Below are 26,470 nucleotides of genomic sequence, written 5' to 3' on the forward strand. Positions count from 1 at the left end.
CAAGGCGGCCGCGAAGTCCGCTCCGGCGGCCAGGCCGCGATCGAAGGCGTCGGCGGCCGGAGCCAGGGCGTCGTACATGGTCTTGTCCCCGGCCTGGGCCTTGCCGCGCGCCACCACACCGTCGATACCGGCGCGCACGGCCTTGCCGAAGGTGTCGGCGTCGAGTTCGCCGGTGGTGGTCGCGGCCATCCGCAGCAGGAAGGTGCCGTACAGCGGCCCGCTGGCCCCGCCGACCGAGCGGACCAGCACCATACCCGCCTGTTTGATCGCGGCGGCAGCGGAATCGGGAGCGGCGGAATCGAATTCGGCCGCGATCGCGCGTGCGCCGCGTTGCATGTTGCTGCCGTGGTCGGCGTCGCCGATGGCGGCGTCGAGAGCGGTGAGCTCATCGGCGTGCTCGTCGATCAGCGTGGCGAATTCCCGCATCCAGCGCTGTACGTCGATACTTGTCACGGTGTCACACTCCCCAGTTCAGGGCCGGTGTCCGCACCGGCGCGTCCCATAGCTCCAACAGTTCGTCGTCGACCCGGGTCACCGTCACCGAACATCCCGCCATGTCCAGACTGGTGACGTACGGGCCGACCAGTGACCGGACCACCTCGACGCCGTGTGCCCGCAGCACCCGCGCGACCTCGCCGTACATCACGTACAGCTCGAGCAGCGGCGTGCCGCCCATCCCGTTGACGAAACAAATCACCCGGTCGCCGGACCGATACGGCAGATCCGACAGCAGGGGTTCGACCAGCAGCTCGGCGATCTCCCGGGCGGACGCCAGCGGCAGCCGTCGCCGTCCGGGTTCGCCGTGGATGCCGATGCCCAGTTCCATCTCCGCCTCGCCCAGTTCGAAGGTGGGCCGACCGGCGGCGGGCACCGTGCACGAGGTCAATGCCACACCCATGCTGCGGGTTTCGGTATTGGCGCGGCGAGCCACGGCGGCCACCTCGGGCAGCGGCCGGCCCGCCTCGGCGGCCGCGCCCGCGAGCTTCTCCACCACCAGGGTGCCGCCGACGCCGCGCCGCCCGGCGGTGTAGAGGCTGTCGCGCACGGCCACATCGTCGTCGACGACCACCGACACCACCTCGGTACCGGATTCGGCCGCCGCCAGTTCGGCGGCCATCTCGAAGTTCATGACGTCGCCGGTGTAGTTCTTCACGATGTGCAGCACGCCGGCACCCGCATCCACGGCGGTGGTGGCGGCCAGGATGCGGTCGGGCACCGGGGAGGTGAAAACCTCACCGGCGCACGCGGCGTCGAGCATGCCGCGGCCGACGAAGCCGCCGTGCAGCGGTTCGTGACCGGAGCCGCCGCCCGACACCAGGCCCACCTTGCCGGGGGTCGGGGCGTCGGCGCGCAGGATCACGCGGTTCTTCTCGTCGATGCGCAGCTCCGGATGCGCGGCCGCCATACCGGCCAGTGCATCGTCGACCACATCGGCGGGATCGTTGATGAGCTTCTTCACGAGATCTCCTATCGGACGGTCGAATCGACCGGTTCGGCGGTCGCGCCGAGAGTGCGCGAGGTACGGGTGAGGGCATAGGCGGTGGCGGCCGCGGCCACCCCGGCGAGGAATTCGGCCGCCAGGTAGACCGGGGCCTGGCCCCAGTGCACCTCGCCACCCCACAGCTGCTGCACCAGCATCGGCCCGAGGGTGCGGGCGGGATTGATGGACGCGCCCGTGGCGGGTGCCACCGGGATGATGGCGGCGAAGACCACCAGCCCGATCGCCACACCCGCGAATCCCGGTGCGGCGGCGCGGTGTACGACCAGCAGGACGGTCAGCACCAGGATGAAGGTGCCGACGAATTCGGCGATGAACGCCTGTCCCGCACCCACATCCGTGCCGTAGGCGGCGATGCCGAGCCCCACTTCGCTGGCACGGTCGCCGAGGGTGCCGAGGATGGCCAGCGCACCGAGCACCGCGCCGACCAGCTGCGCGGCGAGGTAGGCGGGGACCTGCCGCCACGGGAACTGTCCGGACACCGCGAGGGCGAGGGTGACCGCCGGGTTGATGTGATTACCTGACACATGCCCGAAGGCGTAGACGGTCGCGACCACGACCGTGCCGAACGCCAACGAGATCATGCCCAGGTCTGCCATGGTGAACGGCGCGTCGCCGTTGACGATGAGTGTCGCCGGGACCGACCCGACGCCGATGAAGACGAGGAATGCCGTGCCGAGCACTTCCGCCGCGAGACGCTGCGGTGTCCGCAGTCCATCCATGAGGTACTCCAGATATGTCGAACACCATTCGATAATGTCGAATAGAGTTCGTAGAGTACGGTGTTGTGGCTCGGGTCACAAGGGCCCGCGAAAGGTGACCGCATGATCCAGTCCGTCGACCGTGCCGTCCGCATCCTGTTCGCCCTCCAGGGCGCGCGGCGGATGACGCTGTCCGAGTTGGCCGCCGAGCTGGGACTGGCCGCGACCACCGTGCACGGCATCGTGCGCACCCTGACCGCGCACGGCGTGGTCGTGCAGGAGCACGGCGGCGGCCGCTACCAACTCGGCCCCGCGGTGCTGCGCCTGGGCAATGTCTACCTCGACACCCTCGAGCTGCGCGCCCGCGCCCTCACCTGGGCGCACGACCTCGCCCAGCGCACCGGCCGCGCGGTCCGCGTCGGCGTGCTCTTCGGCGACGACGTGGTGATCATCCACCACGAACCCAGCCCGGACGGCAGCCGTCAGATGCCCGAGCTCGGCATCGAGATCCCCGCCCACGCCAGCGCGCTGGGCAAGGCCATCCTGGCCTTCCTGCCGCGCACCGAAACCGGCACCCTGCGCAGCATGACCGGCGACACCATCACCGCCGCCGACGACCTCGCCGAACATCTGCGCCCGGTGGCCCACTCCGGCATCGCCCTCGAGCGCGACGAGGCCGTGCTCGGCGAATCCTGTATCGCCGGAGCGATTTTCGACAACACCGGCGCGGTCGTCGGCGCGGTCGGCGTGGTACTGCCCACCGCCGACTGGCCCGCCCCCGAGACCGTCGTCGACGCGGTGCGCACCACCGCCCGCACCATCTCGCGCGAACTGGGCTCGGGCCGCTGGCCGGTACCGTACGGCAGCGGATAACTCAGCCGCGCACTCGACCCGCACCATGGTCGTCACCACCCATGCCTCGGGAATCCTGCCGGTCGAGGACGTCACCGAAGCCCAGCTGGTCGGTCCGGTCCTCGCGACCGGCCACGACCCAGAACCGTCGGCCCGCAACACCTTCGTATGGAAGTTGATCAATGGCTAGAAGACAACCCGACCGTGACCTATACCTGGGGCTGGACCCCATCACCGCCCCCAACGAAGCGAACCGTAACCTTCGTGAGGGGCTGATGGGGTTCCGCATGGCTCGCGGCTTCACCCGAAAGCAGCTCGCCGACGCCCTGGCCATCAGCGAGGAAACACTCAGGAAATACGAGCGTGGAGACCGCGGCATCCCGAACAGTCTCATCGTGAAAGTCGTGACGACACTGGGCATCCCGAAGATGCTCATCCCACGTATCCCGTGGCTGCTGCTGCAGGGCTTGTATACCTACGAGGCGGGGAGCACTTCGCAGCAGCTCACCCGCGCCGACCAGATACAGCTCGAATCCCAGCGGCAGCCAGCGCTGTACAACTCCTTTCCCGCGCTGGATATCCTCGCCTGCAACGCCAGGATGTTGGAGTACGCGCCGTTCCTGCGTCCCGCCGCACCCGGCGGGCGCCCGGTCAACCTGCTGGAAGAAGTGGTGACCAACCCCGCCGCCAGGGAGGTCTTCGGGGATTCGTGGGCCACCGTCGCGGGCGGGCTGGCCCTGTCGTTCCGGACGATGGCGGCGGGCATGGTGCCCCAGGGGCGCGTCGAAGAAATCCTGGCCCGGTGCGGAACCAACCCCGATTTCAGCAGGTTGCTGGTGATCGAGGGGCTGACCGAGGAATCGTTCACGTCCAGCCGTGTCGTGATGCGTGTCCCCGAAACCCGCGAATACAAGGAGCACGAGATCATCTCCTGCGGGCAGGACTTCCCGACACAGGGCTGGAAAATGACTGTGTTCGTGCGGTCCGAGGACTGACGCCCTGCCGGGCCTGTGCGTCGACCGTGCCCGGCGTCAGCTACCGCGCACCCCGGCCGGTGGCGCGTTCACCACTCCACGGGCAGCGCTGCGACGCCGTAAACCAGCGCGTCGTATTTGAACGCGACCTCCGAGACCGGTGTCGTCAACCGCAATCCCGGCAGCCGCCGGAACAGCGTCTGCAACGTGATCCCCAGTTCGATGCGGGTCAGCTGCAAACCGATGCACTGGTGACGGCCCGCCCCGAACGCGACATGCGCGCCCGCGTTCGCGCGCCGGATATCGAGCCGGTCGGGGTCGGCGAAGACCCGCGTATCCCGGTTCGCGGTGGCCAGGTCGAACACGATCGGGTCGCCCGCACGGATCGTCCGGCCGCCGATCTCGATGTCCTCCACCGCGATTCGGCGCAACCCGGTGTCCACGACGCTCATGTAGCGGATCAGCTCGTCCACGGCCCGTTCGAGCACTGCCGGGTCGTCGGTGTCCCGGATGACCGCCAAGTCGTCGGGACGTTCCAGCAGGGCGATGACGCTGAGCCCGATCATGTTCGCGGTCGTCTCGTGTCCGGCCGCGAGGAATCCGACCGCCTGGAACGCGGCCTCCCACGTCTGGAGTTCGCCGTCGCGCACATACTCGGCCAGGTCCGACAGCAGCCCGTCACCCGGCTCACGCGTATAGGTTTCGATCAGCCCGGTGAGGAACGTCAGCATCTGCACCGTGCTCGCCTGCTGGTCCTCAGCGGACGCGTGGCCGGAGAACCCGACCGTGGTGTGGTGCTGGAAGAAGTCGTGATCGGCGTAGGGGACGCCGAGCAGCTCACAGATCAGCAGCGACGGCACCGGCAGCGCGAGCGCGGTGACCAGATCAGCCGAATTGCCTTGCGCCAGCATCGCGTCCACCGTGGCGTCCACATGCTTCTGGATCAGCGGGCGGATCGCATCGAGCCGTTTGGGCGTGAACGGTTTGGCCCACATCCGCCGAAAGCGTGCGTGCTCGGTGCCGTCGGTGTTGAACATCGTATACGGGCTGGCCTGCATCACCGCCGCCATGCCTTCGGTGATGTGCGGGTACTCCGGCCGGTGGTTGTCGCAGCTGACACGCTCGTCGGTGAGCAGCGCGCGGACCTCGGCATGCCCGGTGACCAGATGCGGCGTCTTCCCGTCCCAGATCCGCACCGTGGATATCGGTGCGGCCGCGGCGAGGTCGCTGATCTCGGCGGCAGGATCGAACGGGCAGCGCGGCGACCTGCGCCCCGGGTAGCGGGGCAGATCAGCGGCGGTCGAAGTTTCGGGCATTGCAGTCCTTGCTCAGGTTAGCGTGTTGGGGCACAGCCATTCTGGCGCACTGCGGCACCCGGGGCGAGGCGAGAACGCCCTCCCGGAATGGAGCGCTGCGCGGTTCTTCCCCCGCTTGCTGTGTGGTAGATCATGGGGGACTACTTCGGCCTTGAAGGGAAATAAGTGGCCACGCAGCGCATCTCAACCGATATCGACTCCATGCCTCGAGGTGGGCCGAATGCGCGCTTGGCGGACCGCTGGCTGCAAACCGCTCACCTGGAGTACACCGACCGCTCCGACGTCCCCGATTCGATCAAACAGGCCGTGATCGGCGCACTCGTGCAAATCGGCACCCACTACGGCACGCACGAAGCCAACGCTCGCCTGGTGGCGGACATGGTGGCCGATATCGCACAGCCCCGGATTCTGGAACTCGGTGCAGGTCACGGCCTGCTCTCCCAGCGAGTCCTCGACCTGCATCCCGGCGCACTGGTCACCGTCTCCGACCTCGACCCCGCCTTGGTCGCCGCGATGGCGGCCGGGCCGCTCGGCACTCATCCCCGTGCCACCGTGCGGTGTATCGACGCTACCGCCATCGACGCGCCCGACAACAGCGTGGATGTGGTGGTACTCGCCGCTGGATTCCATCACCTGTCACCCGGCGCGGCCGGGCGAGCGATCAGCGAAGCCACTCGGGTGGGCACGAAATTCCTTGTGATCGACGGGATTCGCCCCGAGGAACCGAGCAAGCTACTGCTGCGCTACCTGTTCCTCCCGCCGGTGGTCGGCGCGGTGATGCTGTTCCGTCTGGGCTCGCGGTGGTCGGCGATCCTGCCGACCGTCCACGACTCCTTCATCACCTGTCTGCGGCACTACAGCCGGGCCGCTCTCGAAGCGCTCGCCGCCACCCACCCGAGCATCACCGTGGAATTCCCCGCGACCGACAGGATCGAGGCCGACGACAAACCCGTCGTCTTCACCCGACTCTGACCGACGACGGAGGCTCGTCTGGTGGCACGCGAGCGGTCAGCGCTCCGCTTCCGCGTCGAGTTCCCTTACCGCACGCTCGATCTCGTCGGCGAGAGTCGCCCCGCCGACCTCCCACGCCGCCGCACGGAAGCGGTCGCGGAAGCGCATGAGGTCGGTGCCGAGGCCCTCGCCGCCGTAGCTGGTGGCGGCCGCGTCGCGGAAGGTGCGCGCCATCTCGTCGGCCAGGTCGGCGATATGCGCGCGGATGAGTTTGCGCAGCGCGCCGCTGAGGGTGATGTCGGTGCCGATGTCGTAGAGGATCAGCGCGCCCTTGAGCATGGGCAGATCCGGCACCCGCCAGCCGTCCTCGCGTCGTTCCAGGTAGCTGGCGGCGATCAGGTCGTCGAGAATCTCGGTACGGCGGTCGCCGAGTAGATCCGACAGCGCCTTGTCGGAGAGGTCCACGACCTGATCGGCGGAGACCGAATGGCGCGGGTCGAACAGGGTCCGCCAGTCCGCGGCCACGGTGTCGGTGGCGAGCACCTCGCGGATGGCGTCGAGGCGCAGGCCGCGCGCCCGCATGGCGGCGATATCGCGCAGCCGTTCCAGGTGGTCGTCGCCGTAGACCACTTCCTTCCCGGCCCGGCCGGGTTTCGGCAGCAGACCGAGCGAGTGGTAGTAGCGGATGGTGCGCGCCGGAATGCCGCTCAGATCGGCGAGTTGGGTTCGGCTGTAGCGAGGCACCGGCCCAGCATAGAGTCAGGACAGACTTCATTGACAGTGGCAACTGTCCGCGTTAGCGTAACGCGCGTCACCGCCGACACCGAGGAGTTCCGCATGTCCCAGCGCGAAATCGATTTCGACGTGCTCATCGTCGGATCCGGATTCGGTGGCAGCGTCACCGCGCTGCGCCTGGTCGAGAAGGGCTACCGGGTCGGCATCCTGGAGGCCGGGCAACGCTACGCCGACGACGAACTGCCCGACACCAGTTGGGATCTCCGCAAGTTCCTGTGGGCACCGGCGCTGGGCTGCTACGGCATTCAGCGCATCCACCCGCTGCGCAATGTGCTGATCCTGGCGGGCGCGGGCGTGGGCGGCGGATCGCTCAACTACGCCAACACCCTGTACGTGCCGCCGGAGCCGTTCTTCACCGACGCCCAGTGGCGCGATATCACCGACTGGCGCGACGAGCTCATGCCCTACTACGAGCAGGCGCGCAAGATGCTCGGCGTGGTGCAGAACCCGCACCTGACCCCCGCCGACGAGGTGTTCAAGCAGGTCGCCGACGATATGGGCGTGGGCGACACCTTCGTCCAGACCCCGGTGGGCGTCTTCTTCGGCGAGCCGGGCACAACCGTCGCCGACCCGTTCTTCGGTGGCGTCGGCCCGGACCGCACCGGCTGCATCGAATGCGGCGAGTGCATGACCGGCTGCCGCCACAACGCCAAGAACACCCTGGTCAAGAACTACCTGTATCTCGCGGAGCGGGCCGGGGCACAGATCGTCCCGATGACCACGGTCAAGGCGCTGCGCCCGCTGCCGGACGGCACCTGGGACGTCGACACCACCCGCACGGGCGCGCTGCTGCGCAAGCAGCCCAAGACCTACACCGCCGCCAACGTGGTGCTGGCGGCGGGCACGCGCGGCACCCAGAAGCTGCTGTTCGCCATGCGCGACAAGGGTGTCCTGCCGGGCCTGTCCGATCGGCTGGGCGTGCTCACCCGCACCAACTCCGAGTCCATCGTCGGCGCGGCCACCCGCACGGTGAATCCCGACCGCGACTTCACCCGCGGCGTCGCCATCACCTCATCCATCCACCCCACGCCCGACACCCATATCGAACCGGTGCGCTACGGCAAGGGCTCCAACGCCATGGGCCTGCTGCAGACCCTCATGGTGGACGGCGGCGGCCGGGTGCCGCGCTGGCTGCGCTTCCTGTGGACGGTGCTGTTGCATCCGCTGATGCTGGTGCAGTTCCTGAGCGTGAAGAACTGGAGTGAGCGCACCATCATCTCGCTGGTGATGCAGCATCTCGACAATTCCATCACCACCTACACCAAGCGCGGCCTGTTCGGCCGCAAGCTGACCTCGAAACAGGGCCACGGGGAACCCAATCCGACCTGGATCCCGGTCGGCAACGATGTGACGCGGCGGGTGGCCGACAAGATCGGCGGCGTGGCCGGCGGCTCCTGGGGCGAGGTGTTCAATATCCCGCTCACCGCGCACTTCCTGGGCGGTGCTGCCATCGGCGCGGATCCCGACCACGGTGTCATCGACCCTTACCACCGGGTGTACGGCTATCCGACGCTGAGTGTGGTGGACGGTGCGGCGGTGTCGGCGAACCTGGGCGTGAACCCGTCGCTCACCATCACCGCGCAGGCCGAACGCGCGGCGGCCATGTGGCCCAACAAGGGTGAGGCCGACACGCGCCCCGAGCAGGGCGAGGGCTACCGGCGCATCGCACCCGTGGCACCGAAGCAGCCGGTGGTCCCGGCGTCGGCTCCGGCGGCGCTGGTACTGCCGATCGTGGAGATCCGCGGCGGCGGGCAGTCCGAATCGACGCCCGCCTGAACGTGCACGCCGTGCACGCGCGCACCCGATGCCACCCTGCCCCCACGCCGAATACGTCTCGGCACGCGCGCTGGCCATGAACCGCCGCTCGCGCCGGACATGACCCGGCGCTCGCGCCGGGCACCCACTCCGTGTTCGCGCCGGTCGCCGTTGCGGCGGCCACCCGGTCAGCTGCCGAAAACGTGCGCGAAACCCATCGGGGAGGTGGGCGGCGGCGCGGTGCCGGCCGGGGCGCGGAACTCCTGGAGAGCGGACAGCACGTCCACATGCCGCGCCGCGTAGCAGCGGACCTGCGGCAGGGCGTGGGCGACCTCGCTGCGTTCGAGCGGTTCGGCGTCGATATAGCCGACATTGTCCAGGTGCAGTCCGAGGGTCTGGGCGATACGGCCGATGGCGGCGGACTTGCGGCCCCACCCCACCTCGATGACCGCGAAGCGGTCGTGCAGTCCGTGGCGGCGCAGTTCCGCGTCGGTCCACGACCATTCACCGCGGCTGGCGACCGCGTGCAGGATGCCACGCTCCCCCAGTATGCGCAGGGCCCGTACCGCGTCGGGGCGCAGCGCTCCACTGGTGGAATCGCTCACCACCCCGTCCCACAGGGTCTTGTCCACTTCCCAGACAAGACATTTCACAGTCGGTGACATCTCCTGCCTTCACACGTCGAGCAATCATCCGGATACCTCGGTGCGGGACGCCGCGCTCGTGGCGGAGGGCACCCTGCGCGTGACATCGTATGGTCCGTCTGGGCCAGAGCACCAGTGGAACCGAATCGGGGCCGGGCGCGTTGACGCAAAAGTGATGGCGGATTCAACGCTGGTAGCGTCGGTTTCCGCAGCGGAACAGTGTAGGAAGTGGAGGAGCCCATGCGGCGCCGCACAATATTCTCGGGGGTAGTGCTCGCGGGTGCGACAGCGCTCGCCCTCTCGGGTTGCGGTGCTTCCCAGGAATCCGCGCCGGTGGTGATCGGTTCGCTGGAACCGGCAGCACATTCCGAGCCGCCCGCCCCGCCCATCCAGGCGCTGGCCGCGCCCACGCCCGCCGATATCGCCGCTCCGACCACGCTGCCGCCCGACGTGTACGCCGGGATGCCGCTCATCGACCGCACCGAATGGACCGACGCCGTCGACGGCCGCCGGCTGCTCGTCTACCCGACCGACGCGGGCCGCGCCGACCGGTTCCCGACCGCAGCCGACCGGGCCTGGCGGGAGATCCTCACCCTGTCCCCCGACGCCGACACACCCGGCATGTGGGACCAATTCCGGTGTCACTGGGAGTGGGCGCGACTGGTGAACCCCGACAAGCCGAGCTGGAACCTGGAGCCGTGGCGACCGGCCGTCGGCTACCAGGAGACCGTGAACGCGCTGTGCAATCCGGGCGGCCCCGAGCGCTGAACGGCGCCGTGGCGGCCATAACGAGACGGTCGCGGCGAAAGCGGTTGCCCGCGAGAACCTTCGAGTCCAACCTGAAAGTTGCGTATCGTGGGTGTCGTCGAAGCGCATACTCCTCGGAGGGAGCGGCACGGTGCGGTCATCAGCGACTCCGTCCGCCGGGCCGAACCTCGCCCGGGAGACCGCGCTGGCGGGTGCGCGAGAGCTGTTCCCCGCCCTCGACGATACCGCCGTCTACCTCGACAGCGCCTCCACCACGCAGAAACCGCGACCGGTCATCGAGGCCGTCGACCGGTATCACTCCCGGCAGACCGCCAACGCCGGGCGCGGCACCTACCCGTGGGCCACGACGCTCACCCGGGAGTTGGAGCGGGTGCGAGCACGGATGGCGGGATTCCTGGGCGCCCAACCCGACGAGGTGGTCTTCACCGGCGGGGCGACGGCCGCGCTCAACGCGGTGGCGCTGTCCTGGGCGCTGACCAACCTGCGCGACGGTGACGAGATCCTGTACAGCCCGCGCGATCACGGCTCGAATGTGTATCCGTGGCACCATGTTCGGCAGCTGCTGCGCGCCTTCGGGCGGGAGATCCGGCTGGTGCCCTATCGGGTGACCGCGCTCGGGGAGGCCGATATCGACCATCTCGCCGCCGCGATCACCCCGCGCACCCGGCTCATCACGGTCGCGCATCTGCATCACGTCTTCGGGGCGCTGACCACGCTCGAGGAACTGCGGGGGCGGATCGACCCGGGCATCGCGCTGTGCTTCGACTGCAGCCAGAGCGGCGGGCATCTGCCGGTCGACGTCACCGAGCTGGACGCCGACTTCGCGGTGTTCTCCGCCCACAAGATGTTCGGCACGCCGGGTACCGGGGTGCTGTACTGCCGACGCCGCCGCCATCCGGAACTCACCCCGTTCCTGCCGGGCGGCAATTCCGCTGTCGCGCTGGGCGTTTCGCCGTCGCTCGGCGATCCCGAACCCCGCGGTGACACCGAGCTGCGTGCGGGGGCGATGCCGCGGCTGCTGGAGGGCGGCACCCACAATATTCCGGGCATCCTCGCCCTCGGCGCGGCGCTGGACGTGCTCGACGGGTTCGGGCTCGACGCCATCGCCACCCACAACCGGGCGCTCACCCAGCGCCTGATCGCGGGCCTGCGCACCATTCCCGATCTGGAGTTCCTCCCCGGCCCCGCCCACGCCCCATGCGAAACCGGTTACGGCACAGTGTCGTTCACACTGCCCGGCATCTCCGCCACCGATCTGGGATTCGTGTTGAGCGAGTACGGTTTCCTGGTCCGCACCGGCGCGCACTGCGTCCCCGCCGACACCGTCGGGCGGGACGAGGATTCGGTACGCGTCAGCGCGCACGTCTACACCACCGTCGACGAAATCGACCGCTTCACCGAGTGCGTCGCCACCATAGCCACGGAGGTCCGATGACGATGAACGGGCACGACCCCCGCTACGACCGCCGCGCGGCCTCCCGCGTGCTGGCGACACTGGCCCGCCCCGGACTGTTCGCGACCGCCGAGTTGCCGCCGCGGCTGCGGCTCGAATACACCTGCGCGCCGATGCGTTCCGAGCCCGGCTCGCATCTGACGCTGTCACAGCGGCTGTATCTGGGGCGGTTCATGAAGCCGTGCCGTCCCGATCAGGTCACCTCGGCGACGCATCGCATCGCGTGGACCGACAGCGACGGGATCCCGAACACCGGGCACTACCACTCCGGGGGGCTGGGGCCCATCGTGCCCATCGCCGTGCGCGAGACCGTGCTGACGCTGTGGCACGCCCTGGCCGCCGAAGAGGCTCTGGCGCAACGGATCTCGCGACTGTCGGAGCGGGACCGGGCGGTGCTCGACGGCACCACCACCGATCACGACCCCATCGACATCTTCCGGGTCGGCATCGAGGCCACCGGGCGGGCGCTGGCGCAGCATGCGCTGCTGGCCCGGTGGACGCCGTACCGGACCCCCGTGGAGTTCGCGGTCGGCATGCGCGATTCCGGCATCTACGGGGCGGTCGCTACCCGGTGGTACTGGGAGCAGCAGGCGTCGACCTATCGGCGCGGCATGATCGCGGTGACGCTGGCCGCGCAACCCGACGGCACCGTGCGCTACTCCGCCGATACGGTGGCCACGCTGCGCGCCATGAAGGACGCCACCATCGCCGACGCCCACCGGATCATGCGCCGCGCCACCGCGGTCGAGGGGTTGAGCGTGGCGGCTGCCATCGAGAAGTACCACGACGATCTCGACCTCATCTCACGCCAGTACGCGCTGCTGCCGCCCGGCACCCGTCCGGCCTGCCTGGCCGCCATGCCGCATCAGATCGAGGGCGAGCACTACAGCATCCTGCCGACGGTCGTGGACCGGTTCACCGAACTGTTCTGCGCCATCGTCTCGCGGCTCACCATCGCGGAGACGACCGCGGCCGCCGAGACCGGCGATGCGGAGCTGACCGCCGAGGACCGGGTATTCTGGGTGCCGGACATGAACTGCCAGCATTGTGTGCGCACCATCACCGGCACGCTGGAGTCGATGGGAATCGCCGTGCACGACATCGACCTGGTGTCCAAGCGAGTGCTCGCCGACTTCCGCAGCCCGCGCAATCGGCACCGGGCCTTCGAGGCGCTGCGCGACAGCGGCTACAACCCCACCGTCGAGACACCGGCACCGGCCACGACGGAAACGGCCGTATGACGGTTTCCACACCGCCGACGCTGCCGCCCAAGATCCATCCGCTGGTCCGCGCGTTCATCGACGCGCCCGGGGCGGTGGCCGACGCGTTGGAACGGTTCGGTTCGCCCGCGCATCTGGTGTTCCCGCAGGTGTTCGCCGAGAACCTCGGACACTTCCGGGACGTGCTCGACGAACATGTGTCCGGGTACCGAATCTGCTACGCGCACAAGGTGAATCAGTCACGGGCCTTCGTCCGCACCGCCGAACGGGCGGGCATCGGCATCGACGTCGCCTCGGCGGCCGAGCTGGCGAGTGCGGTGGACGCGGGATTCGCGACGGATCGCATCGAGGTGACCGGGCCGAAGGGGGAAGCGTTCCTGCGTGCTCTGGTGGGCACCGGGGTGACGGTCAACGCCGACAATCTGTGGGAGGTGCGGCGACTGGCGGAGCTGGCCGACGCCCCGGTGCCGCTGCTGCTGCGCATATCCGGCTTCCCGGCGACGCCGGTCAGCCGGTTCGGGGTGCCGCTGTGGCAGGCCGAGGAGGCGCTCGCGCTGCTGGCGGCGCATCGGGACCGGATCGCGTTCCGCGGCTTCGCCTTTCATATCGACTCCGGAGAACCCGCCGAACGGGTGCGAGCGGTGGAAGCCTGCCTCGCGCTCACCGAACGCGCCTACGAATGCGGCCTCGTGCCGACGGTGCTGAACATCGGCGGCGGCTTCCGGCAGGTGTTCACCTCCGACGCCGACGCCTTCGACCGCTACGTGGTGGCGCTGCGAGCCGGTCTGCTCGGGCGGGGTGCGGCATTGACCTGGGGCGGCAACACCTTCGGCTTCCACCTCGACGGCGGTGCCGTGCACGGGACGCCGGTGTTCCACAAATACGCCAATACCGTGCCCGCGACCCGGATGCTCACCGATCTGCTCGGTGCGGAACTCGAACAGCACGGTGGACGCGCGATGGCGCGACTGGCGGCGGAGAATCTGCTCGACATCTGGTTGGAGCCGGGCAAGGCGCTGGTCGATCATGCCGGAATCACCGCGGCCCGGGTGGAGTTCGTCAAGGATGTGGCCGCGGACACGACCCTGGTGAATCTCGATGTCAGCCGGGACACCGTCACTCCCGCCGATCAGGAGGTGATGGTGGATCCGGTGCTGCTGCCCGGCGGCTTGCCGGACACCGACCCCGGCGACGCACCGGTCGGGGTGTTCCTGGCCGGACGGCTGTGCCTGGAGCGCGATCTCATCACCAATCACAAGGTGTGGCTGCCGCGGCGGCCGCGGCCGGGCGATGTGATCGTCTTCCCCAACACCGGGGCCTATCACATGGATCTCTCGGCGGCGAACGCGTCCATGCATCCGAGGCCGCCGAAACTCGCTGTCGTACAGCGCGGTGACGGCTTCCGGGTGTGCCGGGACGAGGAGTACGAACCCGTGGCGGCCGTCGGACCGAGGCAGGCGTGATGCGCTACGACCACATCACCGAACTCATCGGCGATACGCCGCTGCTACGGCTCGACCCCGCCGTACACGGGCTCGAGCATGTCGAGCTGTACGCGAAACTCGAATCCTGCAACCCGTTCGGGTCGGTGAAGGACCGGGTGGCGTGGGGCATGATCCGCGACGAACTCGACGAGATCGTGGCGCGCGGACAGAGCCTCATCGAGGCGTCCAGCGGCAATACCGCGAAGGCGCTGCGGATTCTCGGAGCCGTGCACGGGGTGGGGTTGCGGGCGGTCACCAATCGGATCAAGGTCGACGAGGTGCGGGAGCTGCTGCGGCTGTTCGGCACCGAGATCGAGGAGCTACCCGGACTGTCGGAGTGCCCCGATCCGACCGCGCCCAATGACGTGTACTCGGTGATCGAGGCGACGATGGCGAAAGCCCCTGGCGCGTACCATCATCCGTCGCAGTACACGAGTGAGAAGAATATCGAGGCGCACTATCAGGGCACCGGGCGCGAGATCCACGACGACCTCACCCGTGACGGCATCACCAGGGTGGACTATCTGATCGGCGGGCTCGGCACCACCGGCTCCACCCGGGGCGCGGCCAGCTATCTGCGCAAACACAATCCGGAACTGCGCACCATCGCGGTGGTCTCCGAACGCGGCGATTTCATCCCCGGTATCCGCTCCGAGACCGAGATGTGGGATGTGGGCCTGTTCCAGCCCGAATTCTACGACCGCATCGTGCCCGTCGACTCCGCCCGCGCCATCACCGGAACCCTCGCTCTGGCCACCGAATACGGCGTCCTGGCAGGACCCACCAGCGGTGCCGCCTACACGGCGGCCCTGGACGCACTGCGCGACTCCCCCGCCGAGGACTCGCGTCCCACCGTGGCCGTCTTCATCGTCTGCGACCGCCTCGAACCGTACCTGTCCTACATCCGCAAACGCCGCCCCGACCTGTTCGGCGCACCCGCCCGCCACCGCACCCCGCCCACCCCGGAGGAACTCGCCGCCACCCCCACCCTCACCCCCGACGAACTGGAAGAACTGGACCGCACCGCCCGCCCCACCCTGGTCGACACCCGCGGCGCCATGGCCTACCGCATCGCCCACGTCCCCGGCGCCATCAATATCCGCGACGACCAACTCGACGACATGCTCACCCACACCGTCCCCTTCCCCCGCTCCCGCCCCCTCGTCTTCCTCTGCCCGATCGGCGAGGTCTCCCGCCACTACGCCGCCCTCGCCCGCCGCGCCGGCTACGACGCCGCCAGCCTGGGCGGCGGTGTCACCGCGTGGCGCGACAGCGGCAAGCCGATGGAATCGGCACCGAGACTCGATGTGTGATCACCCTCCGCGACCCGAATCGGCTACTGGGGTGTCAGGGTCATCCGTGTGGCACCGGTGGGGGGACTGGTCGTCGTTCCGTCGAATCTGAGCTTGGTACGGCCGTTCCATTGGATTTCGGTGATCGGACCGGTCGCACTCCAGGGGTAGCTGTCGCCACCCACCGATGAGGTGCAGTCCATGGTGGCCGTCTGTCCCGGTAGACCGCCGAGGTAGCAGTTCCAGCCGATGTGGTCGCTGGTATCCGGCGTGTAGTACCGGAACCCGTCACCTTCACGAGTCAGCGTTCCCTCGACACCGCTGTGCTCGGACGCCAGGATCCACACCCCGGACACATCCACCTCCCGACTGGGTTCTGCGGTGGGAGGTGGGATCGGAGCGGCGGAAGTGATGGTCGAGTTCGGCAGGACGGATGGTTCCGGTCCGCTGCCGACGACGTCCCGGTCGCCGGTCGTGCCACAGGGACGCTGGAAAGTGCTGTCGGTGATGAAGTCGAACAGGACCAATACGGTCAGCGCCTCGTCCGCGGGCCGGACCTCGAAGACCCGGCCCGGATCGAATCCCGCCCATTCGTCGCCGGTGAAGCTCACCTGCCGATCGGCCACCACCTGTGGCCGCGTCAGCGGCGTCCCGCTGATACCGCGCAGCCGCGGGACGCCGAAAACATCCACCAGCACAACGGTTCCCGCCTCCAAGACGGCCTGTTGCGATACGGCGCGCCCCGTCCGCAGCAGATGGTAGGTCACCCGCACGTCCACGCGAAGGACCACCGGTGTCAGCTCCGCCAGGTAGGTCCCCAGGGTGTCGACGGACAATCGCTCGCCGTCGCGCCAACGCAGTCGGTCGTCGGAGTTCAGCGCCTCCACCGCCGCTTCCGCCGCCGTACGGTCGGCGTCGAAGTGCGCGATCGTGGCCGCGCGTCCGCCTACGGGTTCGTTGGGCACGCCTCCGTAGAGCCCGGGTTCCCTACCTTGGAAGCTCCTGCCCGACGTAGGACCGCCGGGGGCGGTATTCGGCATCGCCACGGCGGCGGTACCGGCCGGTGGTCGGGGAATGAACGGATCGTCGCCGACCGTATCGCCGCCGTGGCGATAGATCTCGGTCAGGCCGGATCCCGGCGAGGTCGGAACCTGCTGCGCCGCGCGGAAATCAACTCCGGCGGTCGTCAACACGAATGCGGTGACCACGACGACGGCGAGAACTCCCAGGCCGATGACGAGCGGCGCGACGGACCGGCCCCGGTTACCGTCGCGCCGTGCCGGTGTGTGAGCTGTCGACCTCCTCCGGTGGTGGCGCCGTCGCACCGGACGGCCACTGCTCCTCGATCACGGCCAGTGCGGCGCCGACCGCTGGATCCTGTGCGGCGAAGGCCCATTCCACCGAGACGATCAGCGCCTCGCGGCCGGTCTCGCCGAAGGCGGCGCAGATTTCCACCAGCGCGGCCAGTTCCAGTCGCGGGTTGCCGCCGCCGTGGTGCATGCGCTGTCGAATGTAGAGCGGCATGCTCATCACATACTGCTGCCGGGCCGTGGGATCGGTCAGGTCGGCGATCTGTGCCAGCGCGGAGGCGATGCGCCGGACGGCCTCTTTGGGCAGCTTCTTCTCGACGGGCCGCTGGATTCGCTGGGTGCGGAGTTCACTGGCGATGGCCCGGTCGAGCCGATCCACGCGCGCGGCCTCCGGTGATTCGGGTGCAACGTGATCGTCACGTTGCACCTCGTGCAGCAGACGTGTTTTCACGATTCGGTACACCAGATCATCCGCCGAGGTCGGCCGGATGATGGTCGAATGATCTCCGGGCAGCACGCCGCCCGCGGGGAACACCGAGTTCGCCGACTGCGGGAGCACGATCGGATCGGCCAGTCCGGCATACGCCTCCACCGGAATCGGCACGCTGTGCATGGTCGCATCGCTGGCATGGACGACGCGCTCGAGCATCATCCGCTGTGTCTGGATGATCTTCTCGTTGAGCGGCCGCAGTTCACGCTCCTGCGGATTCCGCTGCCAGCGCCTGCGCAGCGGCAGCAGGTACTCCGAACCCGAGTTGGGCGTCGCGAACATCAACACGCGGCGCACACGGCGCAGCGCCGAACCGCGACCCGCGGTCAGCTCCTGTATCAGATAGCGCTGCACGATCAGACCGCCCTGACTATGCGCGGCGAACACCACCGGCTCGTCGGGAACCAACCGTTCGGCGAGTTCGGTGCCCAAGAACGCGGCGACCGTATCCAGATCGGGCAGCGTTCTCCGCGGCGCCAACTCGACGATTTTGCTGGGGTAATCGACACGCACGACACGGATGCGCCCGGCGAGATCGGCATCGCGCTCGATGAGCTCGCACAGCGGATCCCACGCACCGCTGTCGGACAGGATGCCGTGTACCACAACGAGAGCCACCTGTGTGGGCACCGTGTTCACCCCTGATTCCGAACTCGAACCTGATCGAGCATCAGCAATCCTACGAGCCCGCGTGCCGCCGCGACCACGGAACGCGCGACCCGCCACGATGCCGGGCGAATTCACGGACACCACCACGGACGACCGGTGCGGGTTGAGCCGGCTGGCCGGCCATCGTCCGGTGGGGCGAACGCCTGACATGGGAATGCCGACGCGCCGGGACGGCGGGGACACGCTACTCGAGTGGGGGCGACGCGGCTGGCAGGATGTTCGCGTGGAGTTGGCGTTCGGACTGGTCGGGTTGATTGCGGTGGCGGTGGCGCTGGCCGCGTTCGCGCGGCGGATCGGGGTGGCCGAGCCGCTGGTGTTGACGGTGGCCGGGGTGGTGGCGTCGTATCTGCCGTTCATTCCCGAGGTGGGGTTGGATCCGGAGCTGGTGTTGCTCGGGTTGCTGCCGCCGCTGCTGTACACGACCGCGATCAGCACCTCACTCATCGACTTTCGACCCAAGAAGGTGTCGATCACGCTGCTGTCGGTCGGGTTGGTGCTGTTCACGACCTTCGCGGTGGCGGCGGTGGTGATGGTGCTGCTGCCGGTGCCGTTCGCGGCGGCGGTGGCCATCGGTGCGGTGGTGGCGCCTCCGGACGCGGTCGCGGCCATCGCCATCGCACGGCGGGTGGGGATGCCGCGGCGCATCGTCACCCTGCTCGAGGGCGAATCGCTGTTCAACGACGCCACCGCGCTGGTGACGCTGCGCACCGCCATCGCGGCCATGGCGGGGGCGGTGAGCCTGTGGGAGGCGGGGGCCGATTTCCTGCTGGCCGCGGTCGGGGGTGCGGTGATCGGCCTGGTCGCGGCGGCGGTGCTGGCCTTTCTGCGGCGACGCATCACCGATCCGGTGCTCGACACCAGTCTGTCGCTGCTGGCGCCCTTCGCGGCGTATCTGCCCGCCGAGGCGGTGCACTCCTCCGGGGTGATCGCCGTGGTGACCTGCGGCCTGATACTCGGACACGGGGCCCCGGTGTGGCAGAGCGCGGCCTCGCGGATCGCCGAGCGCACCAACTGGCGCACCATCCAGTTCATTCTGGAGAGCGGGGTGTTCCTGCTGATCGGATTGCAGGTGCGCCATATCGTCGAGGACGCCTGGAACAGCGGGCTCGCACACGGCACCCTGCTCATCGCGTGCGCCGGGGTGCTCGCGACGGTGATCCTCGCCCGGCCGGTCTGGGTCTTCCCGGCCACCTACGTCGCCTGGTGGATGGAGGGCAGACGGCGCGGCAAACCCACGCCGCAGCCGACCGGCGCGGCCGTGGTGTCGTGGGCGGGAATGCGCGGCGTGGTGACACTGGCCGCCGCCATGCTGTTGCCCGCCGACACCCCGGAACTGGCGACACTGCGCCTGCTCGCGCTGGTGGTGGTGGGCGGAACGCTGCTGCTGCAAGGGGTTTCACTGCCCTGGGTGGTGCGCGCGCTGCGGCTGCGCGGACCCAGCCGCGCCGAGGACCGGCTCCAGGAGGCGGCGCTGCTGCAACAGGCCACCTCGGCCGGGCTCACGGCCCTCGACGCGCACGTCACCGACGCCACACCGGCGCAGATCGTCGAGGGGCTGCGGGGGCAGGCCGCCCAGCGGGCGCAGGCCGCGTGGGAACTGTTGGGCCGCTCCGAATCCGACCGCATTACCCCCGGCGGGGAATATCGGCGGCTGCGGCTGGCCATGCTGGCCGCCGAACGCGACGTGGTGCTGCGGGTGCGCGATACCGGCACCCTCGATCACGAGGTGCTCCAGCATGTGATGGCACTGCTGGATATGGAGGAGTCCACGCTGGCCCGCGTCACCGAGGCCGGGGACGACGGTCCGGACACCATGGTGGCCGGGGTGGGCGGCGGCGACTGCGAGCACCTGCGCGACGCCCCGGAGACCGCCCGGCCCGACACTCCCGACAGCTGTGCCGAATGCGTCGCCGCGGGACTGGTGTGGGTGCATCTGCGCATGTGCCTGGCCTGCGGCCATATCGCCTGCTGCGAGTCCTCGCCGGGCAACCACGCCACCAGGCATTTCGAAGCCACCGGGCATCCGGTGATCCGCAGCGTGGAACCGGGTGAGAGCTGGCGCTGGTGCTACGTGGACGAACTGCTCGGGTAGCGGCGCGCTGAGCGGGGACGACCGTGCCCGCGCACCGGGCGGACGCGTCCCGTCCCGGCCGGGCACTACGCTGTTCCCGGTGCAGACAGGTCAGCAGCCCTCCGACGCCGAGCCCCGCCTCTGGGGTGGCACGACCCTCACCGAACGCCGTGAGGCGCGCCGCGCCGCGCTCCTGGACGCCGCGCTCGATCTGATCGGCGAATCCGGGGCGGGCGCGGTCACCATGCGCGCCGTATGCCGGAAGGCCAATCTCACCGACCGCTATTTCTACGAATCCTTCAGCAGCCGAGACGAACTGCTCGACGTGCTGTACCGCCAGATCGCCGACGAATTCCTCGAACCCATGACCGCCTACGCGGTGGCCGACGATCCGGCCCGCGACCGGGCGCTGTCGGAGATGCTGGTGGACAAGGTGCTCCAGGATCCGCGCAAGTCCCGGCTGTTTTTGGTCGAGCCGTACTCGAGTACCGGGCTGGGCGCGACCACCATCTCGGTCATGCCCGCCTTCACCCGGCTCATCCAGGACCATCTGTTCAGCCATATCGAGGATCCGGTGCGCCGTCGGCTGGCCGCGGTGACCATGGCCAGTGGCAATGCGGGCATGTTCTCGGCGTGGTTGAACGGCACGCTGCGCGCCAGCCGCGAGCAGATCGTCGACCATCTGGTGGCGACCATCTGGGCCTACCGGCGCATGTACCGCGACTAGATCCGGCCCGAGCCGCGCGTCGAGGGCGTAGCGTCGCGGACATGGATCGCGCGGCAGTGCAGCAGTGGCTTGAGGGCTACGAATCGGCTTGGCGCACACCGGGAACCGCGGCCGTGCGCGAACTGTTCGCGGACGCGGCCGAATACTGCGTGTCCCCGTGGGCGGCGCCGATCACCGGCCGCGCGGCGATCGCCGCCTTCTGGGAAGCGGGGCGGGACGGACCCGACGAATCCTTCACCATGACCGCCGAGGTGATCGCGGTGGACGGCGACACCGCCGTGGCACGCGTCGGCGTCGAGTACCTGCGCGCCACCCCGGCCTCGTGGCGCGACCTGTGGATCCTGCGATTCGACCCCACCGGTCGGTGTGTTCATTTCGAAGAATGGCCCTTCGCCCCGGATCAGCCGGACGGACAAGATCATTCGGCACCCCCCTCGACGCCGAAATGATCATGACCAATTGTGCGAATTCGGGCATTTCGGACCCAACCCGATACCGCTGGTAGCGCGTGTTTCCCCCGCGCCGCACCCACAACCGCTATGACCTCGCGCGCCAATCCCACCCCCGCCCATTGTGCCCACCCCCTTTTCCTGGAAGCGTCTCGGACCACGCGACCAGGAGGCGAGACTCCGCCGCCTCCTAGTCGCGCCCAAACATTTCGCTCGTGCGGCGGCGACTCTCGCCCGGCTGCCCCCGTCACCGCTGACCCGGATCTCGCCCCCATCGACCCCCGCGATCGACGTCCCCACCGGAGCCCGCCGACGATGAGGTACGCGCCCGGAGATCGGTCCGATGAACTGTTGCGCCGCATGCGCGACGCCATGACGGATCTGCTCGGCCGCCAGACCGGTGGCCATCTGAGTGGCACGCTCGGCGAGCTGGCCGCCGAGGTCGCCACGGCACGTCGTAACCACGTCGATACCGACAGGGCCGGACACGATCGGGTCGCGTCCGCGCGAGACACGGGCGACATTCCCCGCAGCGGTACGCCTTCCCTCCCGTCGGGCACGCGGACACCGATCACCGACCTGTCACATATGCCGCCGCTCGGCGAACTCTACGACCGTGCCCGCCGTGGCGAACTCGACGACGACGATCTGACCCAGGAGCTGCGCGGGCTCCAGCGGCGGTACGGCCCCTATCGTGTCGAGAACATCACTGCCTGGTACGAGCGGTCCTGGACCCGCGACGACGGCAGCACCAGCCCGGCGAACATGACCTTCACCGGCGAGATCCGCGACGACGCCGGGAACGACGCCGGGACGCTTCTGTACGGCGTCACCCGCGACACCGACGGAAAGCTCGTGGTCACCAACGAATTCACCCAACTCCAGCAGGGATTCACCGGCCACGGGTTCTCCACCGCGTTCTCCGCGTCGACCGAGGACTACTTCCGACGATCGGGGGTGGACAGAATGCGGGTGACCGCCTCCATGACCGACGGCGGTGTCGCCTGGGCCAAGGCCGGCTACGACTGGGACCTCGACCCCGAGAAGCTGTACGAGTCCGTGCGGAAGATGCAATCTCGTCTCGATCTGTTCATCGCCGGCGACCGCGGCCCGATGAGCCAACATGATGTGGGACTGTTGCGGGAGATGCGTGCACGATTCGATGGACGAGTCGTGGATTTTCCCTCACCCCAGGAACTGGTCATGCTCGGCGGAGACAACCCGAAACTCGGCGAGGAACTGATGAGAGGATCGTATTGGCACGGGATGAAGAAGCTGTGACTCCGACGCCGGAGGAGAACGAATTCATCCGGGCGCGCAGCAAGGCCACGTCCACCCACTTCCTGCGGTTCGTCACCGAGCGCGGTCTCGATACCGATCCCGACACCTGGCCGGCCGCCGACCGGCAGGAATTCGATCGGCAAGCCCGTCGGCTCATCGAGGAGTGGAAGCTCCGCGCCCGCGATACCTTCGGCACACCGTGAACAGCCAGCCCTGATGTTGCGCCGCGCACATCCGGTGGCGAAACCGGGATGCCGGGTGTTTACTCGCTGGGGCGAGGTGCCGTCGTTCGCTGAGGCTCCTTCGCGGATACAGGCTGGCGATCGTAAACGTCGAGAGACGCCACCGATCAGGACAGGTCTCCCCGAATCAAGGGGTGATCCCGACCAGCTCCCGTCGGACGGGTTACGCCGCGAAGTGCCAAAGGTCTTACGAGGAAGGAGGTGGTGGGTGTGCCTGGTGGACGTGATCGATATCGGAGTCGATATCAGGTGGCCACACGGTGTTTCGGTGCCCCACCCGCGCTCGTTCGGAGGATTCCGCTCTCCCGGTAGCGCGCGGTGCGCCGACCTTTTCTCGGGAGTACGTCATGACCATGGTGGAAATGCTCATTCGGCTGTCGGCCGGGGTGGGCCTGGGTGCGGTGATCGGGTTCGAGCGGCAGTATCGGGCGCGGATGGCCGGGCTGCGGACCAACGCGCTGGTCGCCGCGGGCGCGACGCTGTTCGTGCTGCTGTCCGCACACGGCTTCAGCGGCGGTACCGCCGACCCGACCCGCGTTGCGGCACAGATCGTTTCGGGTATCGGATTCCTCGGCGCGGGCGTCATCCTGCGCGACGGGTTCACCGTGCGCGGCCTCAACACCGCCGCCACACTGTGGTGTTCGGCCGCGATCGGCGCGCTGGCCGGTGCGGGCATGCTGCCCACGGCGCTGGCGGGCACGGTCGTGGTGGTCGTGGTCAATACCGCGCTGCGGGCCGCGGGTCGCCGGGTGGACCGGCGTCCGGAGGCAGGCGACGAACAGCACACCCGGTACTCGTTCGTCGCCTGCACCGATGACGCGCACGAGGCGCACACCCGCGCGTTGCTGGTGCAGTCGTTGACCCGCACCGATTTTCAGCTGGTGTCGGTCGCCAGTTCCGATATCGGCTCCGGCAAGGTGGAGGTGCGCGCCGAGCTGGTCTCCGATCGCCGCGACGACCGGCAGATGGAGTCCGCGGTCAGCCGTCTGAGCCTGGAACCGCATGTGACCAGCGTCGGCTGGCGCACCCTGGACCAGCTCAGTGCGCCATGATCGGCGAGTCCGCGCATCCGGCGCGGCGGGTTTGCGCCGCGGCAGCAGCGACGCCGGGATCAGCGTGCACAGCACAGGCGCTACGCCATATCCGTACGATTGTCGGCCGGTCGGCTTCCCCGGTCACACTCTCGGCGAACGTGTCTGCCGGTACGGCCCATCGGGTAGCTGCCCGGACCTGTCACCGGTACCGAGGGTGGTCGCGCGCGGCGTTCAGAGAGGGTGATTCGCCGCGCCGACGACTCGCCGGAACAGTGTTTGTACCGCGGCGGTAACGTCCTGGTCCAGGTGGTGGTGGCAGGGGCCGATGTAGGCGTGGGTGAGAAAGTCGGCGGTGAGTTCGGGGTCGGGGACGTCGAACTCACCGGCGGTGGTGCCATCACGCAGCAATCGCACCAGCAGGTCGCGGGCGGCATGCATCGGTTCGTCACCGCCTGCCGCACCGAGTTCGTGGAAGAGCAGGTGGTAGAGCTCGTGGTCCTCGCGCTCGGCGGCCAGCCAGTGGGCCACCAGCGCGTCGAGCCGGTCGGTCCAACTCAGCTCGGCGTGTTCCAGAAGTGCGGCGGGTTCGGTGAGCATGCGCTCCCAGATGCGTGACTGCAAAGCCGCGAGCAGCTCCTGTTTGGAGGTGAAATACAGGTAGACCGTGCCCTTGGCAACCCCGGCGCGGGCGGCGGCCTTGCCCATGGTCAGCGCGTCGTACCCGTCTTCGAGCAGCAGGTCGGCGGTCGCGTCGAGGATCTGGCGGCGGCGCACGTCCGGGGGCTGGAAGCGGCCGGTGGGGGCGGGCCTGTCGGCGGGCACGATCTCTCTCCTGTGGATCGACTGGCGTTCGGTCAGTTCTCGGCTCCCAGAATGTCATGCTGCGCGCGGGCGACGACCACCAGCGCGGCTTCCTCGTTGGAGGCGTGTTCGTCACCACGATGCCGGTGTGCGAGGACCCGCACTCGATCGAGCCGTTCGATCCGCAGTCCGGCCGCGGTGATCCCGGCGCGCAGCGTGGCGGCGGTCAGCAGTTCACCCGGACCCGGCCAGGAGCGTCGGTCGCCGTCCCATTCGCCCAGCACGAGTGTTGCGCCCGGGGCGAGGGCGGCTGCGATGGTGGCGTAGGTGGCGGTTTGCGCGGCCGGGTCGATGGGTATCGCGTAGGAGCTGAGCACCAGGTCGTAGCGGAGCGCGGGCCGCCAGGCGGCGCTGTCGCCGAGGGCGAGCTCGAGGTCCAGCCCCCGCGCGCACGCACTCGCACGGGCGCTGGCCAGGGCTCGCGGGGAGATGTCCACCCCGGTAACTCGCCATCCCCGGCGAACCAGTTCCAGGGCGTTGCCGCCCGCGCCGCAGCCCAGATCGAGCGCGGTGCCCGGCGTCAGGTCGTCGGTGTAGGCGAGCAACAGCGCATCGGGGGCCATGGTGTCGCCGCTGTCGCCGCGATAGACCGAGTCCCAGTCGAAATCGAGGTGGTGATGTTGCTCTGACATGGAGCGACCTCCGTCAAGTTGAAATGAATGACCGTCAGTCAGTAGTATGACCTTTGGTCAGTCGATTGTCGAATCGTTCGGAGGCACCATTCATGAACCCCATCCACTACGACACCGTGATCGTCGGCGGCGGCCCCGCCGGGCTCGCCGCGGCCATGGCGCTCACCCGCTACCGCCGCCGCACCCTCGTGGTCGAATCGCCCGAACCGCCGCGCAACGCCGCCTCCCAGGGCGTGCACGGACTGATCGGACTCGACGGCATCAGCCCGGCCGACTTGCGCGCCCGCACCTGGAAGGACCTCGACGCGTACGGCCTGGCCACCCGCGCCGACACCGTTGCCGAGGACATCACCCGCGACGACGACGGCTTCACCGTGACCCTCGCCGACGGCACCCGGGCCTGGGCCGGGACGGTGCTGTTGGCGACCGGCATGGTCGACATTCACCCCGACATCGAAGGGCTCGCGGCCTGCTGGGGCCGCACCGTCATCCACTGTCCGTTCTGTGTCGGCGAGGAGAACGCCGACCGTGCCTGGGCGGTCATGGCGGCCGAACCCGACTTCGCCCCCATGGTCCCCGACGCCTTCCGGGCCTGGACCTCCGATGTCGTGGTCATCGCCCCACCCGAATTCGACGGCGCGGCCGAGATCCGGGATCGGCTGCGCGATCAAGGCAGCGACCTGGTGCAGGGCGAGATCGCCCGCTTCGTGCACAACGACGGCGAGCTGTCGGCGATCGAGTTCACCGACGGGCGGGTGCTCGAACGACAGACGCTGCTGTGGCATCTACCGCAGCGACAGGTTCCGCTGATCACCCGGCTCACCGAAACCCTCGGCCTGACACTGGATTCCGACGGCTACGTCGCCGTCGACAAAGACCGGAAAACCAATATCGCGGGCCTGTATGCCGCCGGTGATCTCACCACCCTCTACCAAGGAGCCATGAACTCCGCCGGCGCGGGCGCGGCAGCCGCCGACGCCATCCACTTCGCCGACTTCTTC

The 26,470-nt window shown here is 68.9% G+C and carries 26 protein-coding genes, 2 pseudogenes and 1 riboswitch; of the genes and pseudogenes, 18 read left to right on the top strand and 10 right to left on the bottom strand.

Annotation, left to right across the window (positions count from 1 at the left end; all coding sequences use genetic code 11):
• The 3 genes from dhaL to QK444_RS08155 all read right to left on the bottom strand — a co-directional run.
• A partial coding sequence (gene dhaL / locus QK444_RS08145; RefSeq protein WP_349239512.1) for a dihydroxyacetone kinase subunit DhaL occupies window positions 1-453 on the bottom strand: 453 nt, incomplete at its 3' end.
• A gap of 4 nt (window positions 454-457) precedes the next feature.
• Window positions 458-1,459: a dihydroxyacetone kinase subunit DhaK gene (gene dhaK, locus QK444_RS08150; RefSeq protein WP_282778630.1), complete on the bottom strand. Its 1,002-nt coding sequence runs from the start codon at window positions 1,457-1,459 to the stop codon at window positions 458-460.
• Window positions 1,460-1,467: 8 nt separating this feature from the next.
• On the bottom strand, window positions 1,468-2,220 hold the full coding sequence (locus QK444_RS08155; protein WP_282778632.1) for an aquaporin: 753 nt from the start codon (window positions 2,218-2,220) through the stop codon (window positions 1,468-1,470).
• Between the two features lie 102 nt (window positions 2,221-2,322).
• Here QK444_RS08155 and QK444_RS08160 point away from each other — a divergent pair.
• The 4 genes and pseudogenes from QK444_RS08160 to QK444_RS08175 all read left to right on the top strand — a co-directional run.
• A pseudogene (locus QK444_RS08160) lies at window positions 2,323-2,469 on the top strand (helix-turn-helix domain-containing protein); the annotation flags it as partial.
• A gap of 279 nt (window positions 2,470-2,748) precedes the next feature.
• A pseudogene (locus tag QK444_RS08165) lies at window positions 2,749-3,072 on the top strand (IclR family transcriptional regulator C-terminal domain-containing protein); the annotation flags it as partial.
• A gap of 25 nt (window positions 3,073-3,097) precedes the next feature.
• Entirely contained in the window at window positions 3,098-3,241 is a 144-nt protein-coding gene (locus QK444_RS08170) for a hypothetical protein (protein ID WP_282778634.1), read from the top strand.
• Window positions 3,242-3,338: 97 nt separating this feature from the next.
• Window positions 3,339-4,046, top strand: a complete 708-nt coding sequence (locus tag QK444_RS08175) for a helix-turn-helix domain-containing protein (RefSeq protein ID WP_282778636.1) — start codon at window positions 3,339-3,341, stop codon at window positions 4,044-4,046.
• 68 nt (window positions 4,047-4,114) lie between these two features.
• On the opposite strand, the gene QK444_RS08180 is transcribed toward QK444_RS08175, so the two are convergent.
• The gene (locus QK444_RS08180; RefSeq protein ID WP_282778638.1) at window positions 4,115-5,341 is read right to left on the bottom strand and encodes a cytochrome P450; all 1,227 of its coding nucleotides are present in this window, start codon (window positions 5,339-5,341) and stop codon (window positions 4,115-4,117) included.
• A 165-nt stretch (window positions 5,342-5,506) separates the two neighbouring features.
• Between QK444_RS08180 and QK444_RS08185 the strand changes: the two genes are divergently transcribed.
• The gene (locus QK444_RS08185) at window positions 5,507-6,313 is read left to right on the top strand and encodes a class I SAM-dependent methyltransferase (protein ID WP_282778640.1); all 807 of its coding nucleotides are present in this window, start codon (window positions 5,507-5,509) and stop codon (window positions 6,311-6,313) included.
• A gap of 36 nt (window positions 6,314-6,349) precedes the next feature.
• On the opposite strand, the gene QK444_RS08190 is transcribed toward QK444_RS08185, so the two are convergent.
• Window positions 6,350-7,036, bottom strand: a complete 687-nt coding sequence (locus QK444_RS08190) for a MerR family transcriptional regulator (RefSeq protein WP_282778642.1) — start codon at window positions 7,034-7,036, stop codon at window positions 6,350-6,352.
• Window positions 7,037-7,129: 93 nt separating this feature from the next.
• On the opposite strand from QK444_RS08190, the gene QK444_RS08195 reads away from it, so the two are divergent.
• Window positions 7,130-8,863: a GMC family oxidoreductase gene (locus QK444_RS08195; protein ID WP_282778644.1), complete on the top strand. Its 1,734-nt coding sequence runs from the start codon at window positions 7,130-7,132 to the stop codon at window positions 8,861-8,863.
• Window positions 8,864-9,030: 167 nt separating this feature from the next.
• Here the strand turns inward: QK444_RS08195 and QK444_RS08200 are convergent, their stop codons facing one another.
• Complete coding sequence (locus QK444_RS08200) at window positions 9,031-9,474, bottom strand: hypothetical protein (RefSeq protein WP_282778646.1); 444 nt, start codon at window positions 9,472-9,474, stop codon at window positions 9,031-9,033.
• 252 nt (window positions 9,475-9,726) lie between these two features.
• Here QK444_RS08200 and QK444_RS08205 point away from each other — a divergent pair, with 252 nt between their 5' ends.
• The 5 genes from QK444_RS08205 to QK444_RS08225 all read left to right on the top strand — a co-directional run bounded on the left by QK444_RS08205 (window position 9,727) and on the right by QK444_RS08225 (window position 15,724).
• The gene (locus tag QK444_RS08205; RefSeq protein ID WP_282778648.1) at window positions 9,727-10,254 is read left to right on the top strand and encodes a DUF2599 domain-containing protein; all 528 of its coding nucleotides are present in this window, start codon (window positions 9,727-9,729) and stop codon (window positions 10,252-10,254) included.
• Window positions 10,255-10,384: 130 nt separating this feature from the next.
• Complete coding sequence (locus QK444_RS08210; protein ID WP_282778650.1) at window positions 10,385-11,689, top strand: aminotransferase class V-fold PLP-dependent enzyme; 1,305 nt, start codon at window positions 10,385-10,387, stop codon at window positions 11,687-11,689.
• Entirely contained in the window at window positions 11,686-12,948 is a 1,263-nt protein-coding gene (locus tag QK444_RS08215; RefSeq protein ID WP_282778652.1) for a heavy-metal-associated domain-containing protein, read from the top strand. Before QK444_RS08210 ends, QK444_RS08215 begins: the two co-directional genes overlap by 4 nt.
• Window positions 12,945-14,390, top strand: a complete 1,446-nt coding sequence (locus QK444_RS08220; protein ID WP_282778654.1) for a decarboxylase — start codon at window positions 12,945-12,947, stop codon at window positions 14,388-14,390. The genes QK444_RS08215 and QK444_RS08220 overlap by 4 nt, the downstream gene beginning before the upstream one ends.
• Window positions 14,390-15,724, top strand: a complete 1,335-nt coding sequence (locus tag QK444_RS08225; protein WP_282778655.1) for a pyridoxal-phosphate dependent enzyme — start codon at window positions 14,390-14,392, stop codon at window positions 15,722-15,724. Before QK444_RS08220 ends, QK444_RS08225 begins: the two co-directional genes overlap by 1 nt.
• A gap of 23 nt (window positions 15,725-15,747) precedes the next feature.
• Here QK444_RS08225 and QK444_RS08230 read toward each other — a convergent pair whose 3' ends face one another.
• On the bottom strand, window positions 15,748-16,911 hold the full coding sequence (locus QK444_RS08230) for a DUF6777 domain-containing protein (RefSeq protein ID WP_282778657.1): 1,164 nt from the start codon (window positions 16,909-16,911) through the stop codon (window positions 15,748-15,750).
• A gap of 55 nt (window positions 16,912-16,966) precedes the next feature.
• Window positions 16,967-18,121, bottom strand: coding sequence for an alpha/beta fold hydrolase (locus QK444_RS08235; RefSeq protein ID WP_282778659.1), 1,155 nt, complete (start codon window positions 18,119-18,121; stop codon window positions 16,967-16,969).
• 274 nt (window positions 18,122-18,395) lie between these two features.
• Between QK444_RS08235 and QK444_RS08240 the strand changes: the two genes are divergently transcribed.
• From QK444_RS08240 to QK444_RS08265, 6 genes are all read left to right on the top strand, one after another.
• On the top strand, window positions 18,396-20,264 hold the full coding sequence (locus QK444_RS08240; RefSeq protein WP_282778661.1) for a Na+/H+ antiporter: 1,869 nt from the start codon (window positions 18,396-18,398) through the stop codon (window positions 20,262-20,264).
• 79 nt (window positions 20,265-20,343) lie between these two features.
• Window positions 20,344-20,970, top strand: coding sequence for a TetR/AcrR family transcriptional regulator (locus QK444_RS08245; RefSeq protein WP_282778663.1), 627 nt, complete (start codon window positions 20,344-20,346; stop codon window positions 20,968-20,970).
• Between the two features lie 41 nt (window positions 20,971-21,011).
• Complete coding sequence (locus tag QK444_RS08250; protein WP_282778664.1) at window positions 21,012-21,419, top strand: nuclear transport factor 2 family protein; 408 nt, start codon at window positions 21,012-21,014, stop codon at window positions 21,417-21,419.
• A 315-nt stretch (window positions 21,420-21,734) separates the two neighbouring features.
• Window positions 21,735-22,700, top strand: coding sequence for a hypothetical protein (locus tag QK444_RS08255; protein WP_282778666.1), 966 nt, complete (start codon window positions 21,735-21,737; stop codon window positions 22,698-22,700).
• Window positions 22,697-22,903, top strand: a complete 207-nt coding sequence (locus QK444_RS08260; RefSeq protein ID WP_282778668.1) for a hypothetical protein — start codon at window positions 22,697-22,699, stop codon at window positions 22,901-22,903. Before QK444_RS08255 ends, QK444_RS08260 begins: the two co-directional genes overlap by 4 nt.
• Window positions 22,904-22,977: 74 nt before the next feature.
• Window positions 22,978-23,146: riboswitch (M-box (ykoK) riboswitch) on the top strand.
• A 143-nt stretch (window positions 23,147-23,289) separates the two neighbouring features.
• Window positions 23,290-23,994, top strand: a complete 705-nt coding sequence (locus QK444_RS08265; RefSeq protein ID WP_282778670.1) for an MgtC/SapB family protein — start codon at window positions 23,290-23,292, stop codon at window positions 23,992-23,994.
• A gap of 213 nt (window positions 23,995-24,207) precedes the next feature.
• Here QK444_RS08265 and QK444_RS08270 read toward each other — a convergent pair whose 3' ends face one another.
• Both QK444_RS08270 and QK444_RS08275 read right to left on the bottom strand, forming a co-directional pair.
• A complete protein-coding gene (locus QK444_RS08270; protein ID WP_282778672.1) occupies window positions 24,208-24,798 on the bottom strand; it encodes a TetR/AcrR family transcriptional regulator in 591 nt (196 codons plus the stop codon).
• 32 nt (window positions 24,799-24,830) lie between these two features.
• Window positions 24,831-25,469, bottom strand: coding sequence for a class I SAM-dependent methyltransferase (locus tag QK444_RS08275; RefSeq protein ID WP_282778674.1), 639 nt, complete (start codon window positions 25,467-25,469; stop codon window positions 24,831-24,833).
• 92 nt (window positions 25,470-25,561) lie between these two features.
• Here QK444_RS08275 and QK444_RS08280 point away from each other — a divergent pair.
• The coding region (locus tag QK444_RS08280; RefSeq protein ID WP_282778676.1) for an NAD(P)/FAD-dependent oxidoreductase at window positions 25,562-26,470 on the top strand (909 nt) is incomplete at its 3' end.

It is taken from the genome of Nocardia sp. CC201C, assembly GCF_030010695.1.
Taxonomy (GTDB): domain Bacteria; phylum Actinomycetota; class Actinomycetes; order Mycobacteriales; family Mycobacteriaceae; genus Nocardia; species Nocardia otitidiscaviarum.

Excerpts from the sequence above, each read along its gene's own strand:
- QK444_RS08155 (WP_282778632.1), bottom strand. The coding sequence starts at position 2,220 with ATGGATGGACTGCGGACACCGCAGCGTCTCGCGGCGGAAGTGCTCGGC.
- QK444_RS08255 (WP_282778666.1), top strand. The coding sequence starts at position 21,735 with ATGAGGTACGCGCCCGGAGATCGGTCCGATGAACTGTTGCGCCGCATG.
- QK444_RS08275 (WP_282778674.1), bottom strand. The coding sequence starts at position 25,469 with ATGTCAGAGCAACATCACCACCTCGATTTCGACTGGGACTCGGTCTAT.
- QK444_RS08265 (WP_282778670.1), top strand. The coding sequence starts at position 23,290 with ATGACCATGGTGGAAATGCTCATTCGGCTGTCGGCCGGGGTGGGCCTG.
- QK444_RS08195 (WP_282778644.1), top strand. The coding sequence starts at position 7,130 with ATGTCCCAGCGCGAAATCGATTTCGACGTGCTCATCGTCGGATCCGGA.
- QK444_RS08215 (WP_282778652.1), top strand. The coding sequence starts at position 11,686 with ATGACGATGAACGGGCACGACCCCCGCTACGACCGCCGCGCGGCCTCC.
- QK444_RS08205 (WP_282778648.1), top strand. The coding sequence starts at position 9,727 with ATGCGGCGCCGCACAATATTCTCGGGGGTAGTGCTCGCGGGTGCGACA.
- QK444_RS08175 (WP_282778636.1), top strand. The coding sequence starts at position 3,339 with ATGGCTCGCGGCTTCACCCGAAAGCAGCTCGCCGACGCCCTGGCCATC.
- QK444_RS08180 (WP_282778638.1), bottom strand. The coding sequence starts at position 5,341 with ATGCCCGAAACTTCGACCGCCGCTGATCTGCCCCGCTACCCGGGGCGC.
- QK444_RS08170 (WP_282778634.1), top strand. The coding sequence starts at position 3,098 with ATGGTCGTCACCACCCATGCCTCGGGAATCCTGCCGGTCGAGGACGTC.
- QK444_RS08220 (WP_282778654.1), top strand. The coding sequence starts at position 12,945 with ATGACGGTTTCCACACCGCCGACGCTGCCGCCCAAGATCCATCCGCTG.
- QK444_RS08225 (WP_282778655.1), top strand. The coding sequence starts at position 14,390 with ATGCGCTACGACCACATCACCGAACTCATCGGCGATACGCCGCTGCTA.
- QK444_RS08250 (WP_282778664.1), top strand. The coding sequence starts at position 21,012 with ATGGATCGCGCGGCAGTGCAGCAGTGGCTTGAGGGCTACGAATCGGCT.